This is a genomic window from Flammeovirgaceae bacterium, assembly GCA_015180985.1.
Classification (GTDB): Bacteria; Bacteroidota; Bacteroidia; order Cytophagales; family Cyclobacteriaceae; genus UBA2336.
On record CP054185.1, the window covers coordinates 990657 to 1007388 of the forward strand.

General features: G+C 46.0%; 14 protein-coding genes. 10 read left to right on the plus strand and 4 right to left on the minus strand.

Annotation, left to right across the window (positions count from 1 at the left end):
• Positions 1-63 precede the first annotated feature (63 nt).
• The 6 genes from HRU69_04715 (at position 64) to rpiB (ending at position 4971) form a co-directional block, all read left to right on the plus strand.
• Positions 64-780 carry a pyridoxine 5'-phosphate synthase gene (locus HRU69_04715; GenBank protein QOI98823.1) on the plus strand — a complete coding sequence of 239 codons (717 nt, stop codon included), beginning with the start codon at positions 64-66 and terminating at the stop codon, positions 778-780.
• A gap of 33 nt (positions 781-813) precedes the next feature.
• Complete coding sequence (locus HRU69_04720; protein ID QOI96838.1) at positions 814-1464, plus strand: TPM domain-containing protein; 651 nt, start codon at positions 814-816, stop codon at positions 1462-1464.
• 13 nt (positions 1465-1477) lie between these two features.
• Positions 1478-2365: a TPM domain-containing protein gene (locus HRU69_04725; GenBank protein QOI96839.1), complete on the plus strand. Its 888-nt coding sequence runs from the start codon at positions 1478-1480 to the stop codon at positions 2363-2365.
• A 78-nt stretch (positions 2366-2443) separates the two neighbouring features.
• Positions 2444-3715, plus strand: a complete 1272-nt coding sequence (locus HRU69_04730; protein ID QOI96840.1) for a serine hydroxymethyltransferase — start codon at positions 2444-2446, stop codon at positions 3713-3715.
• Between the two features lie 3 nt (positions 3716-3718).
• On the plus strand, positions 3719-4546 hold the full coding sequence (tatC, locus tag HRU69_04735) for a twin-arginine translocase subunit TatC (GenBank protein QOI96841.1): 828 nt from the start codon (positions 3719-3721) through the stop codon (positions 4544-4546).
• On the plus strand, positions 4543-4971 hold the full coding sequence (gene rpiB, locus HRU69_04740; GenBank protein QOI96842.1) for a ribose 5-phosphate isomerase B: 429 nt from the start codon (positions 4543-4545) through the stop codon (positions 4969-4971). The genes tatC and rpiB overlap by 4 nt, the downstream gene beginning before the upstream one ends.
• Here rpiB and HRU69_04745 read toward each other — a convergent pair.
• Positions 4961-6385, minus strand: a complete 1425-nt coding sequence (locus HRU69_04745) for a hypothetical protein (protein QOI96843.1) — start codon at positions 6383-6385, stop codon at positions 4961-4963. The genes rpiB and HRU69_04745 overlap by 11 nt on opposite strands.
• Before the next feature lie 76 nt (positions 6386-6461).
• On the opposite strand from HRU69_04745, the gene rbfA reads away from it, so the two are divergent.
• The 3 genes from rbfA (at position 6462) to HRU69_04760 (ending at position 11098) form a co-directional block, all read left to right on the plus strand.
• Positions 6462-6827 carry a 30S ribosome-binding factor RbfA gene (rbfA, locus tag HRU69_04750; GenBank protein QOI98824.1) on the plus strand — a complete coding sequence of 122 codons (366 nt, stop codon included), beginning with the start codon at positions 6462-6464 and terminating at the stop codon, positions 6825-6827.
• A gap of 3 nt (positions 6828-6830) precedes the next feature.
• Positions 6831-8054, plus strand: coding sequence for an ABC transporter permease (locus HRU69_04755; protein ID QOI96844.1), 1224 nt, complete (start codon positions 6831-6833; stop codon positions 8052-8054).
• A 101-nt stretch (positions 8055-8155) separates the two neighbouring features.
• The gene (locus tag HRU69_04760) at positions 8156-11098 is read left to right on the plus strand and encodes a DEAD/DEAH box helicase (protein QOI96845.1); all 2943 of its coding nucleotides are present in this window, start codon (positions 8156-8158) and stop codon (positions 11096-11098) included.
• On the opposite strand, the gene HRU69_04765 is transcribed toward HRU69_04760, so the two are convergent.
• On the minus strand, positions 11052-11939 hold the full coding sequence (locus HRU69_04765) for a lysophospholipid acyltransferase family protein (protein QOI96846.1): 888 nt from the start codon (positions 11937-11939) through the stop codon (positions 11052-11054). The two genes, HRU69_04760 and HRU69_04765, sit on opposite strands and share 47 nt — an antisense overlap.
• Positions 11940-11998: 59 nt before the next feature.
• On the opposite strand from HRU69_04765, the gene HRU69_04770 reads away from it, so the two are divergent.
• The gene (locus HRU69_04770) at positions 11999-12805 is read left to right on the plus strand and encodes an SDR family oxidoreductase (GenBank protein QOI96847.1); all 807 of its coding nucleotides are present in this window, start codon (positions 11999-12001) and stop codon (positions 12803-12805) included.
• On the opposite strand, the gene HRU69_04775 is transcribed toward HRU69_04770, so the two are convergent.
• The gene (locus HRU69_04775) at positions 12806-14713 is read right to left on the minus strand and encodes a DUF3857 domain-containing protein (GenBank protein ID QOI96848.1); all 1908 of its coding nucleotides are present in this window, start codon (positions 14711-14713) and stop codon (positions 12806-12808) included.
• Positions 14710-16656, minus strand: a complete 1947-nt coding sequence (locus tag HRU69_04780) for a DUF3857 domain-containing protein (protein QOI96849.1) — start codon at positions 16654-16656, stop codon at positions 14710-14712. Before HRU69_04780 ends, HRU69_04775 begins: the two co-directional genes overlap by 4 nt.
• Positions 16657-16732 lie beyond the last annotated feature (76 nt).

The window sequence follows — 16732 nt, forward strand, 5'->3', positions numbered from 1 at the left end:
GTTTTGGCAAATGTAAAAAGAATAGATTTTTTGAGCGGAGTTCTTGTAATTTCATCCTTTGTAATGACCCGGTTAAGTGTAAACATTAACAAGATTGCAACCCTGCGCAACGCCCGTGGCGGCAACAACCCCGATGTAATTAAAGCCGCTGTGGATTGTGAGCGGTTTGGTGCGCAGGGAATTACAGTGCATCCGCGCCCGGATGAACGGCATATTCGCTATGCCGATGTGCTTGAACTGGCAAAGGTTGTTAAGACAGAATTTAACATTGAAGGCTATCCGGATACCCGTTATCTTGAGTTGGTTGCAAAAGTAAAGCCCGCACAGGCCACCCTGGTGCCCGATGCGCCTGATGTGATTACTTCGAATGCAGGTTGGGACACCGTTAAACACGCTTCTTTCCTCACAGAGGTTATCAGCGAATTGAAAAAATCCGGAGCGCGTGTGTCGTTGTTTGTTAACCCCCTGCCTGCCATGGCCGATGGTGCCGCCAAAGCCGGTGCCGACCGCATTGAAATGTACACCGAGCCGTATGCGAGGGGCTATGCGGCAAACCGTGAAGAAGCGATAAAACCCTACCGGGCGTGCGCCTCAGCCGCCAAAGCTGTTGGCTTAGGGGTTAATGCAGGGCACGACCTGGATTTAAACAACCTGAAGTTTTTAAAGCAATCCATCCCGTTTCTGGATGAGGTGTCCATCGGGCATGCGCTGATTTGCGATGCGCTGTACTTTGGTTTGGAAAACACCATACAACTTTATTTGCGGCAATTACGGGATTAGTATTTTCTATACCTTTAATAAAACGCCTTACCCATGAACTTGCGCAACACATTCTCAGAAGCAGATATGCAGCAGATCAAAGCCGCTGTGCATGAGGCCGAATCAAAAATCTCTGGTGAGATTGTTCCGGTTATCGTTCCGCGCAGCGGGTATTACAACATTGCCAACTACAAAGCGGGCATTATGGCTTCATCGCTGGTGTTTCTGCTGATTGTGGTTTTCGATAAGTTTATTCCGGCTTATGCGGTTTACGATCCGCTGCTCATTTTCCTCATTGTAATAACCGGGGGGTTGCTTGGCGCGGTGCTTCCCAATTTTTCCGATGCCATACGTAGAACGCTTGTTTCGCAAGTACACATGGAACATGCTGCACGCCAGCGTGCTGAAAATGCTTTTCTGAAAGAAGAAGTTTTTAACACCCGCCACCGTACCGGCATCATGATTTTTGTTTCCTTCTTTGAACATGAAGTTATTGTAATGGCCGATAGGGGAATCAGCAAAGTTGTGGAGCAAAAAATTTGGGATAAAATTGTGCGCGATCTCACCGAAAACATCCGCAAACGAAAAATTACCGAGGGCATTGTTGCCGCCATCAAACAATGCGGAGATGTATTGCTGGAGAAAGGGTTTAAAAAGACCAGTGATGATGTAAATGAGTTACGCGATGATTTGCGGATTAACTAGCCCGGTTGCGCGCATGAAAAAATTACTTGCCTTAACTTCTTGCCTTTTTGTCGCAGCACTGCTGGTAGCCCAACGTCCCGTACCGGAGTTGTGGGGCATGCGGGTACATGATGAGGCCCGTGTGCTATCGCAACAGGTCGTGCAGCAGCTCGAAACACAGCTTAAGCACTACGAAGACTCCACCTCCAACCAGATTGCCATCCTAATCATTCCTTCATTAAACGGTGAGGTACTGGAAGAATATGCCCTGCGCGTGGCCGAGTACTGGAAACTCGGACAGAAAGACAAAGACAATGGTGTGCTGCTGCTCATTGCTATTGATGACAGGGCCGTTCGCATTGAAGTAGGCTACGGCCTTGAGGGCGTACTGCCCGATGCCATTTGCAACCGCATCATTCGTAACGAGATCATCCCCAACTTCAGGCGCGATGATTTTGATGCCGGAGTATCGGCTGCCGTTACAGCCATTACACAGGCCATTGGCGGAGAATATGTAAGTGATGATGCAAATGGATTTGACAGCGGAATGACCTGGCAAGAACAAGCATTAATAGGCGTGTTTGTTTTCACAATACTGGGTGTGTTTACGTTTATCGGGTTAAAACTGAAGGGCGGCCAGAGTTGGTTTTTGTATGTGTTTCTTATTCCTTTTTATGCCACCTTTCCGGCTTCAATCTTTGGTTTCAAAGCAGGCATGGCCATACTGATTGGTTATGTGGTGTTGTGGCCCATACTTAAATTTTATTTTAAACGAAAGGGCTGGGATACCATGCAAAGCAGCAGTGGCGGCTCTTCGCGGGGAGGCGGATGGGTTTCAGGAGGGGGCTGGTCATCCGGTGGTGGCGGATTTTCGGGCGGAGGCGGAAGTTTTGGCGGAGGCGGCAGCAGCGGGCGGTGGTAAACTGGAAAGATATGACCTGTTGGCAATCTTGATTACTGAATTGGCTTATTTTTGCCTTTCGTTTTTAACCCGGCCCTGATGAAAAAAGATAAACTGGTCTTCGATCTCATTGAAAAAGAAAAAGAACGGCAGCAACATGGCATTGAGCTGATTGCCTCCGAAAATTTTACATCGCCCCAGGTTATGAAAGCCATGGGCACCGTGCTAACCAACAAATATGCCGAAGGGCTTCCGGGAAAACGCTATTATGGTGGCTGCGAGGTGGTCGATGAAATAGAACAACTCGCTATTGATCGCGCCAAAGAATTATTCAATGCCGAGTGGGCCAACGTGCAGCCACACTCAGGCGCACAGGCCAATGCTGCGGTAATGCTGGCTTGTTTGAAACCCGGTGATAAAATTCTTGGGTTTGATCTTTCTCATGGCGGTCACCTCACGCACGGCTCGCCAGTAAATTTTTCCGGTAAACTTTACCAGCCCTCGTTTTATGGGGTGGAAGAAAATACCGGCCGTATTGACTTTGATAGAGTGATTGAAACTGCCAAACGCGAAAAACCAAAGCTGATCATTTGTGGTGCATCGGCCTACAGCCGCGATTGGGACTATAAAAAATTGCGCGAAGCGGCCGATGCGGTGGGCGCTTTGCTGCTGGCCGATATTGCCCACCCGGCCGGATTAATTGCAAGAGGGTTACTCAATGATCCGATGGAGTACTGCCACATTGTAACTACCACCACACACAAAACCTTGCGCGGCCCGCGCGGAGGTATGATTATGGTAGGCAAAAACTTCGATAACCCGTGGGGCCTGAAAACACCTAAGGGAGAAATAAGAAAAATCACCTCCGTGCTCGATTCCGGAGTGTTTCCCGGCACACAAGGCGGCCCGCTTGAACATGTTATTGCTGCCAAAGCCGTTGCGTTTGAAGAGGCGTTGAGCGATGACTATTTGCGCTATGTTGTGCAGGTTGTAAAAAATGCAAAAGCCATGGCCGATGCGTTTGTAAAGAAGGGATACAAAATTATTTCAGGCGGAACGGATAATCACCTGATGCTGATTGATCTGCGTTCCAAAAACCTTACCGGTAAAAAAGCCGAAGAGGCGCTTATCAAAGCCGATATTACCATTAACAAAAACATGGTGCCCTTCGATACACAATCGCCTATGGTAACTTCAGGTATGCGTATTGGTACACCGGCCGTTACTACGCGTGGCATGAATGAGAAAGACATGCTTAAAATTGTTGACCTGATTGATGAAGTTCTGAAAGCGCCCGATGATGCCGCTAACCTTAATTCGGTTAAGAAAAAAGTTCACACCTTTACCCGCAAATTCCCTTTGTACGCTTAAGCAATGAGTGAAGAAAAAGAGATGACGTTTCTCGACCACCTGGAAGAACTCAGGTGGCACATCATCCGCTCGTTGTTTGCCGTGATTATTATTACCATTGCAGCCTTTATCATGGCCCCCTGGATTTTTCAGCACATCATCTTTGCGCCCGCACGGCCTGATTTTATTTTTTACGATTGGATGTGCGCTTTAGGAAAGTTGGTTGGTAATGAAGAAACCCTGTGCGTAAGCGAAATCCCGTTTAAAATTCAAAGCCGCTACATGACGGGCCAGTTCACCATGCATATTACCGCCTCGCTGGTAATCGGTTTGGTTGCGGCATTTCCGTATGTGGCCTGGGAAATTTGGCAATTTATTAAACCCGGCCTGATGAAAAAAGAACGAACCTATTCGCGCGGGGCCGTATTTTTTATTTCGGTGTTGTTCTTTATGGGCGTTTCTTTCGGGTATTTCATTATGAGTCCGCTGGCCGTATATTTTCTTTCTACCTACCAAATCAGCGACATGATTGTTAATGAGTTTGATATCACCTCGTATGTTTCAACTATTGTAACGCTGGTATTTGGCAGCGGCCTGCTCTTCCAGTTGCCCATTGTGGTTTACTTTTTGTCAAAAATCGGCATCCTTACGCCTTCCTTCATGCGCAAGTACCGCAAGCACGCCATTGTTATCATCCTGATAGTAGCGGCCATCGTAACCCCGCCCGATCCCTTTAGCCAAACGATGATCGGCATTCCGTTGTTCTTGCTCTATGAGTTCAGTATCTTGATATCGGCATACGTGGTTAGGCAGCAGGAAAAAGAAGAGAAATTAAACAACCAGGCAACATGACTATTGCAGCAGGAAGCGACCATGCAGGTTTTGAGCATAAAGAATTGCTTAAAAAGTGGCTGGAGCACAAAGGCCATACGGTGGTGGATTTTGGCACCAGCAGTCCCGAATCAGCCGATTACCCTGACTATGCACATCCGGTGGCCGATGCTGTGGAGAACCATCAGGCTGATTTTGGTTTGTTGATTTGCGGTAGCGCCAACGGCATGGCCATGACAGCCAACAAACACCAGGGCATACGGGCGGCATTATGCTGGAATGAGGAAGTGGCCGCGCTGGCCCGCCAACACAATAACGCAAACATTGTGTGTATACCCGCCCGCTTTACAACGTCCGCACAAGCGGAGGGAATTCTCGAAAAATTTTTATCGTCTTCGTTTGAAGGCGGCCGGCACGAACGCAGGGTAGGAAAAATCAGTTGCTGACAGCCTCCCAGCCAATCGCTGATTTTTTGTACCGGGCGGCAAGGGCCGGAAGGCGGTTAAAGAAGGGCTGCATGCGGCTTTCCGGATCAATAATTACCTGCGGGGGATCGGCCTTGAAAAGTTTGTTTACCAATAATACGCTGCGGTATTCGTCAGCATTATCAAAAACAACCCGGCTTAACTCCCAGTTTATAAACGGTGGCGATAAACGGTTCTGTACCCACAACTCAGGGTGATTACCCAATACAAGAATTTTTTTACCCGTTACGGATTGCATTGCCGGTACGAACAAACCCGACCAGTTTACCGGAAGCAGTTCGTAACGGGCAAGGTAGCCAGTGGTTGTAATGCCTGCCACAAAAACCCACGCATAAAATTCAACAAACTTTCTTCGCCTGATGAGCAGGAAGAAGTGGGTAAGTAAAAAGGCAACGGCAGGTGCAACAGGCAAAAGTGTTTGTGGGCGTAAGTCGGGTGAGAGCCAGGCATGCATGAGGGCAAATACAAACCACAAAAACATAGCTTGTAACAATTGCGACTGGTACTTGGTAAGCCGGGCGTTGCGGTTAAGTACCACAAGTGCCGGCAGCAGGTAAATCAGCGGAATGCTGCACAATACCAGCAAACCGGTAAACGATATTAAAGCAGACCGCCCGATAAAAAAGTTGTAGTAATAAAACCGCTGAATCAGATCGAACTGATGGTCGGACAGGAAGTAGATTGTAAACACCAGCACATGTGGAAGCAGAAAACCGAAGCACAGTAAAAGGTATTGCCGTACGCTGCTTCGGGTAAATAAAATCAACAGCAATACAAAAGCAGGAAAGAAAAGAAGATATGAGAATGTAAACAGCGAAGATAAACCAAGGTAAAGCCCCATGTTTACCAGGGTTTCATCGCGCTGAACCCGAAATTCAATTTGCTTAAACAAATTATTTAGTGCCAACAGTAAAAAGCCAAAGGCTGCTAAGTCGGCCGTTAAAGTTATTATATCAAAAGCAAGAAGCGTTAATATCGAAAATATGAATGACGGCACGTACGTATTTTCGGTAAAGGCTTTTTTTTCAATAAACATCATACCGATAAAGGCACTTTGAAGAAACAAAATGATAAAGGCGAAAATATGCCGGGCCAAAAGCGAGCGACCGAACAGCCAGTTGCAGAAACCGTAAAACCAGGAAGCCAGTGGGGCGGTATGATCAATAATTTCACTGTAAGGCATAAAGCCCTCAGCTACCTTTTCGCCAACAACTAATCCCTTAAGTTCAACAAGGGTTACAGGCGGCAGGTCAATGAGCTGCGGTGTGAAAAGCAGCCCAATCAGCGCCAATAAGCCGAGCAGCCGGTAGGGATCATTAATGCGGAAGTAGCGAATCATGCATTCGGGCGCTGAAAAATAGAAAGGAATAGGCACGCTAAAAAATGCACCTAATTAGGCAGGCCCACCCCAGCGGCTTGTTATTTGGGCCGTGATGCGGCATATTTGCTTTATGGCCGGCACCACCAGGCAACAGAAGTTTGCAAAACTGATTTTAAAGGAGATCAGCGATATTTTTCAACGCGATAAGCGGGGCATTTTGGGCAACTCGTTTATAACAATAGCCGATGTGCGGGTGAGCCCCGATTTAAGCGTGGCCAAAATCTATATCAGCATGATGCTGGAAAAAAACAAGCAGGGCGTGCTCAATAAATTGAATATACATAAGAGTGAAATCCGGAAGGCCCTTGGCGATCGCATCCGTAACCAGGCGCGAATTATTCCGGAATTGATTTTTATCCTGGATGAAGTAGAGGAGAATGCCGCCCGCATCGAATCGTTGATAAAGAGCCTGAATATACCGCCCGCAACCGAGTAGGTTATGAACTTTCCTTTGTTTGTTGCGGGGCGCTACCTGGTATCGAAACGGAAGAAGAATTTTATTAACATTATATCGTTGCTTTCGCTGGCAGGAGTAGCGTTCAGTACAGCCGCCCTCATTATTGTGCTTTCAATATTTAACGGTCTTGAAGATCTGCTCCGGTCGCTCAACAACGCGTTCGATCCCGAAATTAAGATAGAAGCCAGCCGGGGCAAATCGTTTTCCGTAACCGATTCGCTGCTTGCTGCCATCCGGCAGGTACCCGGTGTGGAAACCGTTACCGAAGTAATTGAAGATTATGCCTACCTGCGCTACCGCGATGCCAACCAGGTGGTTACCATGAAAGGTGTGAGTGATGATTTTTTAAAGGAGCATCGGATTGATGATAAGATTGTGGCCGGCCGGCTGCGGCTGAAAGAAGGCGATGTGAATTATGCCATCATCGGCCGCGGTATACAATATAATCTTTCCGTAGCGGTAGATGACAATCAATATGCCCTGCAGGTTTATTACATCAACAACGTAAATTCGGGAACGCTGGATCCGTCAAAACTATATTCGCGCAAAACACTTTTTGCAGGCTCGGTTTTCTCCATTGTTCAGAACTTTGATGAGAATTACATTATCGTGCCGTTAGCGTTTGCCCGCGATTTGCTAAACATGGGCACCAAACGAACTTCGCTGGAAATAAAAACAAAGCAAGGTGCGGATGAAAGACAAGTGCAAAAGCAGCTGAAGGCACTGCTGGGTGAAAATTTTTTAGTGCTCAATCACCAGGAGCAGCATCAGGATTTATACCGGCTGCTTAAAATGGAAAAACTCTTCACCTTCCTGGCTTTTGCCGTACTGCTGGGCATCAGTTCAATAAATATTTTCTTCACCCTGATGATGCTGGCTATAGACAAAAAGAAAGACATCTCGGTGTTATCGGCCATGGGCGCAAGCCAGCCGTTAATCAGGCGGATATTTCTAACCGAAGGAGCCATTATTGCATTTTTGGGCGCTTTTATCGGACTGGTGTTGGGCGGCATTTTTTGCTGGCTTCAATTAGAGTACGGCATTATTTCCATGGGCATGGAAACTTCCGTTACGGAGGGCTATCCGGTTAAAGTGGTACCCATGGATTTTATAAGCACGCTGCTGGTGGTTGCAACGCTTACAATGCTCACCTCCTGGCGCCCGGCCGTGCTGGCCGCACGGTTTGCCTCGGTACAAAATCTGTAGCCGGCAGTGGAAATAGCTTAAAATTTTGCGCTATTCTAAACACAAAAATCCCTAATTTGGATGTTCCGTTTTCAGCAAAATGCTTAAGAACGGCTTGCTAAATGAAGGTTTCAGCATCTCAGCCCTTCCAGATTATCTACTCGTTATACGTGCACGAGTACCTGGGCTTTTTGTTTGAATCCTACATTGTGCACCTTGACGAAAAAGGGCGGCTTACCTACCAGCACCAGAACATTTCAGCCAAAAATGCACGCGAGTTTGCCAGGGGCCTGGATGAGCGCGACTTTGAACTCATCCGGTTGATGGACCAGATGCAACAGGATGCGGTGGCAAAGAAATTTACCGGTAAGCCCATCAAAGCCGAAGAATTTTACCCCAAGGTTTACCATAAAACCAAGGGCAACGGGCCGCTTCAGGAGCAGATTGAAGTTTACCTGGAGGGAAAGCGTGCCGAGGTTTTGGAGCTTCTAAGGGGGAAGCAGGTATTCGAAATGGGTAATGATGGGGAGCCCACCCATCGTAAAATTGAAGTGCAGGACGAACGCGCCACCATCCAGTTTCATTTTATGCGGGGCGCAGAAGGCACCAATTACTACCCCACGATATTTCATCAGGGAAAAAAACTGGAGTTGCCCAATCCTTCGGCATACCTGGTTTGCAAAAACCCGGCCTGGCTGGTGCTGAATGGAAAACTATACGGCTTTGAAAAATATGTAGACGGAAAAAAGCTGCTTCCGTTCCTCACCAAAAAATTTATTGTTATTCCAAAAAATCTGGAAGAGACCTATTATGACAAATTTGTTGCTCCGCTCATTGCCTCGTTTGACGACATTGAAGCAAAGGGTTTTGAAATTAACAAGAGCGAATACGATCCAAAGCCTGTATTAACACTTTACGAACTGCAAACCAACCAGGTGCAATCGGCTACCTTATTTGCTGACGGGCAACCCCCGGAGGAGGATAAGAGCGATGAATCGGGAAAAATTGTATTTGACCTTTCCTTTAAGTACGGTAAACATAAAGTGCAGGGCAAATACCGGGCTCCTGTTAATGTTACCGTTGAACATCACAACCACGATTACATATTTCATCGGGTTGTGCGAAAACTGGATAGCGAAAAAAACTTTCTGGCTACCCTTCAAAAACTGGGCTTAGGCATGAAAGACTTTCAGGCGGTGGTGCCCAAATCAGAGGCCTTCTCGTGGTTGAATGAGAACCGGGTCAACCTGCTTAACCTGGGGTTTGAAGTAAGCCAGCCCCAAAACCACGATAAAAAATATTTTGTGGGCAAAGCGGTTATTGAAGTTGAGGTAAAGGAAAACATCGATTGGTTTGATATCCATGCAAAAATCCGGTTTGGTGAATTTGAAATTCCGTTTAAAGAATTACGGAAACTCATCCTGAAAAAGAAAGTTGAATTTAAGTTACCCAACGGTGAGATTGCCATTATACCCGAAGTGTGGCTAACCAAGTATGCTGATTTGTTTGCGTTGAGTGAACCGGAAGGAAAGAATGAAAAACCGGTATTGCGCAAGCACCACCTTAACCTGGTAAAGGAACTGGAAGAGGGTAACCTGGCCAAGGTACACATCAGCGAAAAGTTACGTTCGCTTTCATCGTTTAGCGGCATTAAAAACTATCCGGTACCACAAGGCTTTGTGGGTGAGCTTCGGCCTTACCAGAAGGCCGGTTATAACTGGCTTCGGTTTTTAAACGAATATAAACTGGGCGGCTGCCTGGCCGATGACATGGGCCTTGGCAAAACCGTACAAACTTTAGCGCTGCTGTTATCAGAGAAAGAAGCAGGCCGCGGTACTTCGCTGCTCATTATGCCTACATCGCTGGTGTATAACTGGGAGATGGAAGCCGCCCGGTTTGTGCCCGGGCTGCGGGTGTTAAATTATACCGGCACTTTGCGCAACAAAGACATCAGGCGGTTTGAAAGCTATGATGTGGTGTTAACCTCTTACGGCATCACCCGGCTGGATGTGGAGTTGTTTAAGCAGTTCTACTTTAATTACATTATTCTGGATGAATCGCAGGTAATAAAAAATCCGTCATCAAACATTGCCAAGGCTGTACGTGAACTGAAATCGCGGTTTAAGCTGGTGTTAACGGGCACCCCACTTGAAAACACCACCCTCGATTTGTGGTCGCAAATGAGTTTTGTAAACCCGGGCATGCTGGGGCCGCAGAGTTATTTCCGAAACGAATACCAGGTGCCCATTGAGAAGAAGGGGGATGAGGCCAAATCTAAAAAACTTAATGCCATCATTAAGCCGTTTGTTTTGCGCAGGCACAAGTCACAGGTGCTTACTGAATTGCCAGAGAAAGTGGAGCACATCCAATACTCGGTAATGACACCGGAGCAGGAAAAGCGCTACGAAGAAGTGAAATCATATTACCGCAGCAGGATACTTGACCTGATTGATCGCGAGGGCATGAGCAACAGCCGGTTTATGATTCTGGAAGGACTAACCAAACTCCGTCAGTTGGCCAATCATCCGCGCATGGTGGAGCCCTCGTACCCGGGTGATTCAGGCAAACTGGAGGATATTACCCACATGCTTGAAAACGCCATGGCCGAAGGGCATAAGGTACTCGTGTTTAGCCAGTTTGTAAAACACCTGGAGTTGGTGCGGCAGTACCTTAAATCGAACAAAATTGATTTTGCCTATCTGGATGGAAGCAGCATTGACCGAAAGGAGCAGGTAGAGCGGTTTAATAAAGAGGCAAAAGTGAAGGCCTTTTTGATTTCAATTAAAGCAGGCGGGCTGGGTTTGAACCTTACGGAAGCCGACTATGTGTTTATTCTCGATCCGTGGTGGAATCCGGCAGTCGAGGCACAGGCTGTTGACAGGGCCCACCGCATTGGCCAGAAGAAGAAAGTATTTACCTACAAATTCATTACGCGAAATTCTGTTGAAGAAAAAATCCTCACCCTTCAGCAAAAGAAATTAAAACTTACCAGCGAACTCATCACAAGCGAAGAGAGCATTATGAAGCAGCTGACGCGCGAGGATATTGCCCAGATGCTCGCTTAAGATGGCGGGTTTTCCACCGGTTGTGCGACCAGAGCCAGCCGGCCGGATTTTCGTTAATAACGTGCTCTACTTCCTTTATGTAGTTTTGCAGTACGATTTCTGAACCGGCATTATAGGGGGGCTCGGCAATTTTCACCAAGGTGCATGCATAATATCCTCGTTTAAGTTGCTTTACGGCTCCGTACAAAACCGGGTATTGCGTTAACGTTGCCATTTGCTGGCTGCCGGTGAAGAAAACCGTTTTCTGATTCAGGAACAGGGCTTCGTACTTTTTGTCCTGAGACCGGCCCGGGTACTGGTCGGCTACAATGGCAATGCCGCGCACGATATTTTTTCGCTTTGCCAGTTCGCGTGCCACTTCATTGCGTTTGATGGGATAGCCGCCAAACCGGGTACGACAACGCAACATTAGGTAGTCTGTAAAGCGTGTTTGAATGGGCTGATAAACAAAGTCTATAGGTGCGTTAAGCCACAGAGTACCTGCGGCAAGTAACCACTCCCAGTTAAACTGATGAGAAGAAAGAAGAATAACGGATTGATTCTGGCTGGTATACACTGAAAGTAATTCAGGATTCGTGTAATGCATACGGATTTTCAGGTCATTCTCTTTAATTGTTAAAAGTTTCAGGGTTTCAACAACATAATCACAGAGGTTGCGGTAGAATTGTTTGGCGATCACCTTGCGCTCCGCAACTGATTTATCAGGAAAAGCGTTACGAAGATTTTTGTTAACCAAATTTCTTCGGTATCGCACCAGGTAATAACTTACAAAATACAGGCAATCCGAAATACCATAAAGTATGGGAAAAGGCAGCCGCGATAGAAGGGTAAGAAAAAACATGAACCAAACTGTGTCAGGGCAAGTTAACAACTATTCTTATTTTTGTCCGCTACACAGCTATGCAGAATAAAGTAGTTGTAATAACAGGAGGTAGTTCGGGTATTGGTAAAGCACTTGCTTTCGAGTTTGGTAAGCACGGTGCTAAAATACTGATTACCGGCAGAAATGCTGATGAGTTAAGCCGCACCGTAACAGCGTTGCAGAACGATGGAATTACAGCACATGGTTTCCAGGCAGATGCCAGCGTTGAAGACGACAACAGGCGGATGGCGGAAGAAGCCATTCGGTTGTATGGTACTATTGATGTACTTATTGCCAATGCGGGTATCTCCATGCGTGCATTGTTTGAAGAAGTTGATTTACAGGTAGTGAAGAAAGTAATGGATATTAACTTTTATGGGGTGCTTTATGCAACAAAGTATTGCCTGCCTGAAATTGTAAAGAACAAAGGCTCGGTGGTTGGAATTTCTTCCATTGCCGGTTACCGCGGGTTGCCGGGCCGTACCGGCTATTCGGCATCGAAGTTTGCTTTGAACGGATTTCTGGAAGTGCTGCGAACGGAATATTTAAAGCGGGGCGTACATGTGCTCACGGCATGCCCCGGTTTTACGGCTTCCAACATTCGCAAACGGTCGCTGACAAAAGATGGAAGTTCCCAGGGCGAATCGCCACGCAATGAACAAAAGATGATGACCGCTGAAGAATGCGCGCGGCATATCTACCGCGCTACGGTAAACCGAAAACGTACCCTTATCCTCACCACCCAGGGTAAACTGGCGGTCTTCCTAAATAAATGGTGGCCCTCGCTGGCTGACAGGATGGTATATAATGTAATGGCGAAAGAGGCGAATGCGCCTGTCCGGTAATCAGGTCTTGTTAAGTAAAACAAGTTTTGTGTTATCCGCCTTGTTTATGTTTTTGTAAAATTCTACCAGTTCATTGTAGGTTTCGGCAGGAAATTCCCCTTTTTCAATCCGTAATTTTCGGATGTAAACAACATCACCGGCATCAATGGTAACGCTTGCTTTATACTCGCCAAATCGTGATTTAATATGAACCGGCTCAGGAAGAAACTCCGGGTATAACCCCTCCGGCACATGGTACCGGATGGTGTCCAGGTCAGTGTATGCCATTCTTCGTACTACCTGGGTCTTTCGGTTATCATTGCGTTCCGGTACGAATGAAGAACGGTTCATCAGGTTTGGGGTAAGAAATAACCTTTTCCCACTTATTGAAGCCATTCGCGGTAAGGCAAGATCAAGCTTAACAACCACAGAAGGTATTTTTTCGCGTTTTTCAACCATCGTAAACGAACTAATATCAAAACTCGGAATGGAAGTATGGTTTTGAATCCATTTCTTTTCTTTATCAGACTGACCGAGGATAAAATTCAACCCATCGTTTTCTGACTGCAAACCACGGTAGGTTGTTTTGATTTTTGCTGAGGCGTTTCCTAAGTTATCAATAACCACAACTGCGCTTCGTGATTGCACATTATCCTCGGCTGTATAAACCGGTGTGTTGACTAACTTAGCACCGTTATCGGTAATGGCTAACGCTTTGCGGTCGCCAGTAAATGTTCCGGCATAACCAAACGGGTTGGTTTGACTGGTACACTCCAGCCAAATGGTATCGGCTTCCATCGGTACGCAAACCACCGCATGGTTGAATTGCGAAGAAGGGAAATCAAGTTGCATCGGTGCGGCATCGCGGCCGGCACGGATGAGTGTATAGTGTGATTTTATACCGATGACATCAAGCATTGAAACCATGTAGTTAGACAGGGCTTTGCAGTCGCCATATCCGTTTTTCTCAACTACATTGGCCTCAAAGGGTTGAAACCCGCCAATACCCAACTGAATGCTGACATAGCGAGTTCGGTTTTGCATATACTCGTAAACGGCTTTAACCTTTTCTTCGTTGGTTTGGTGGTTAGCCGCTATTTCTTTCACTTTTGCTTTGGCCTCATCGGGTAATTGATTTCGACCTTTGTTTAAGGAAATAATCCACTTACCAAAATCTTCCCAGGTATCAGTTGAGCCCTTGTAGCCATCAAACTCAAATTGCCTTGGTGCAACCATAATGTGCGGTATCAGATCTTGGCGAGGCGGACTATACGGCTCAAACTTTACCGGCTTAATATTTTGAAAACTCCACGTTAGTGTTTTTTTGCCATCAGCAGTTGTTCGTTCAGTTGGATGGGTGGTGATGTTAACGGCTTTATACTTTGGGGCAAGGGTTTCTGGGAATACAAGTTGAAAGACCGAATTCTGCACACCTACTTTTTCATCCGGAATAACGGAAAAGCCGGGAATCATAAACAGGTATTTGAATTCGATTTCATACTCAAATTCAACTGTGTAGGGGTAACTGCCATGCATAAGGTTGGCTGCCTTTAGCCGGTTATCGCTGTACAAACTAAAACCGTCAAAGGCACTTTGATCATAAATCTCAGATTGCTTCAAGCGCTTGATAAGTTTACCGGTGGCATCATAGGAGGCACCGTTAAACAACGTTACTTTGCTGAGCCTGTCGTAGCCGATTACTTCCTGCGCGTAATTTTTGCCGTTATCATTTAAAATTGTTACCACCTGGTAAACATAAAGTGTTGCCCGGTTTTGGGCATGGATGGTAAACCGCATCTGATCCTCACGAAAAACCACGTTGGCATTTTCTTTTAACTCAGCAGGAATTTCGCTTACGGGATATTTCAGGTCGCCAGCCACTAAGGCTGAGCTAACTCCGAATACACAAGCCCAAAAAACAGATTTCATGTTTTCTTCTTTAAAACAATTTGTTCGGCCTGCTTGGCTACTACCTGATTGTAAAATTCACGTAACATAGGATACTCTTCCTGGCCGAATATGTTGCGGTTTATCTGAAAATTACTGACAACAGTAATGGTGTTCCCCACAACAGAGGCGCTGTAGGTGTATTTAGCAACTCCCCCCGGCATGGCAAACATGCGGCTTTGGGGTAATTCATCAATCACATAGTTATCCGGGATTGTTATGCGACTAATGTACATTTTTTCTTGTAAACTACCGTAATCTACGGGATAGGTTCGCTCGGACTGGGTGAACGGATTTTTTTCAAGCTGGTCGGTAACAAAGGGATTGATGTACATCTGGCTTCCCGCAAGGGTTACATTTTCATTGATAAGTAATTCGTGATGCTCCTTCGCTGGCTTGGAAATGTCATCCATGTTTTCAAAGTTGGATTTCGTGATGTGCCAGTTCATTCGTGATGCTGTAAAGTTTTTAACATACTCGACTTCTCCTTTGGAAAAGAAATTCTTTCGCATAGGAACGGCATCATATCCGTCTCGGGTATAGCTGATGCTCCCCTTTAAATCACCGGAATTATCCAGCAGCAGGTCGGCATTAATCACAGTACGGGCTTTAGTTTTAGTTTCCAGCGATATCCATCCGTGAAAATTTTTTGAAATGATCAGTCCCTGACCATTTAAGCAGCGTTCGGGTAATATACCTATAGGTAAATACCGCTCCGTGGCATCCAATAGAAGAGGCTTCCCATCTATACGAGCCGCACAAACCACGTAGTTAAACTGCTTTGACATCGGGTATTGCTGCCGTATAAAGCCGTGGTCACGCGTGCTGATTAAGACCATGTCAACCATAAGTCCGGCTTTATCCAACATTGAACCCAGCAAAAGATTTAAATCGCCAGCAGAGCCCTGCTTTTTGTCAATAACATCCTTAAGATTATCCGTTTCAAAATCGTGGTACCCTGTCCATTGAAAATTATCCCGCACGTACTTAAAGATAGCTTCTGCTTTCTGAGTGGGGTCAGTTATTCCTGCCACAAGTTCCTCTGTTTTTTTCTTCAGAAAGCCGGAGCCTGTAACCGCCTGGCCAAAATAAGAACTTTCTAATAACCGTTCATTTAACCGTTGCCATGTACCCATTATTTCTTCCGGGGGCCTGCCGGGAAAGTTAACATAGGCCAGCGCAAAGTTTATTTTAGCCATATAGTCGTTTTCAGTTGTCATGAAGGGCTCTGGTTTAAAAGCAGGTATATCTTTCATGACCCAGTGAAATACTTTATCGGAATAATTTGACCGTGATAAATCTTTTACTTGATAGGCTGTAACCGGCACATACCCCTGCATGTATTTCTCCATAACAAAAAATTCGGGTATCATGGCCCAGTATTCAGACCAGCGCACCGGAATTTTATATTGAAATTGCCAGTTGGGGAAATTGGTGATAAACCCGGATTGAATTGTATAGGAATACTCCAGCACTGAACCTTCCCGCACACCCGGCAGTGTGAACTTTAACAGGTTAATATTGCGATTAAACTTTTCTTTAAACGTTCCATCTTTGTTCATTTTGGTTTCAACAATTTTGTCACCTTCCAGGTTGTAGGTCGAGGCCTTCAGGTTGGCAACGCGTTCTTCAGAAGCCCCAACATGAAATAACGGAATAGCAGCATCAGCCCAGCTTAAGCCCTCTTTTTTGAGGATCTTAATCCGCACGTGTCGTTCAAAATTGAGTATGACGCTTACAGAGGATACGGTAACATAGGCCTGGCCATAGTCAGTTAATACAACGGCAACAGCTGATGAATCTTTATTGTAAATTGTCATTTTCATGTCCTCCATTGGGATTTCACCAAACTTAATCGGGGATTTTTGCGAAAATACGTTATGGAAAAGAGCAAGCATGAGAACCACAGCCAACAGGTATTTCATAACGTTTTCGGTTTAGGATATGGCAAATAGTTTAATTGCCAATCGAATTACAAGTGAATGTAAAGTTTCCAGCTAA

Excerpts from the sequence above, each read along its gene's own strand:
- HRU69_04715 (QOI98823.1), top strand. The coding sequence starts at position 64 with ATGACCCGGTTAAGTGTAAACATTAACAAGATTGCAACCCTGCGCAAC.
- HRU69_04720 (QOI96838.1), top strand. The coding sequence starts at position 814 with ATGAACTTGCGCAACACATTCTCAGAAGCAGATATGCAGCAGATCAAA.
- HRU69_04725 (QOI96839.1), top strand. The coding sequence starts at position 1,478 with ATGAAAAAATTACTTGCCTTAACTTCTTGCCTTTTTGTCGCAGCACTG.
- HRU69_04730 (QOI96840.1), top strand. The coding sequence starts at position 2,444 with ATGAAAAAAGATAAACTGGTCTTCGATCTCATTGAAAAAGAAAAAGAA.
- tatC (QOI96841.1), top strand. The coding sequence starts at position 3,719 with ATGAGTGAAGAAAAAGAGATGACGTTTCTCGACCACCTGGAAGAACTC.
- rpiB (QOI96842.1), top strand. The coding sequence starts at position 4,543 with ATGACTATTGCAGCAGGAAGCGACCATGCAGGTTTTGAGCATAAAGAA.
- rbfA (QOI98824.1), top strand. The coding sequence starts at position 6,462 with ATGGCCGGCACCACCAGGCAACAGAAGTTTGCAAAACTGATTTTAAAG.
- HRU69_04755 (QOI96844.1), top strand. The coding sequence starts at position 6,831 with ATGAACTTTCCTTTGTTTGTTGCGGGGCGCTACCTGGTATCGAAACGG.
- HRU69_04760 (QOI96845.1), top strand. The coding sequence starts at position 8,156 with ATGAAGGTTTCAGCATCTCAGCCCTTCCAGATTATCTACTCGTTATAC.
- HRU69_04765 (QOI96846.1), bottom strand. The coding sequence starts at position 11,939 with ATGTTTTTTCTTACCCTTCTATCGCGGCTGCCTTTTCCCATACTTTAT.
- HRU69_04770 (QOI96847.1), top strand. The coding sequence starts at position 11,999 with ATGCAGAATAAAGTAGTTGTAATAACAGGAGGTAGTTCGGGTATTGGT.
- HRU69_04775 (QOI96848.1), bottom strand. The coding sequence starts at position 14,713 with ATGAAATCTGTTTTTTGGGCTTGTGTATTCGGAGTTAGCTCAGCCTTA.
- HRU69_04780 (QOI96849.1), bottom strand. The coding sequence starts at position 16,656 with ATGAAATACCTGTTGGCTGTGGTTCTCATGCTTGCTCTTTTCCATAAC.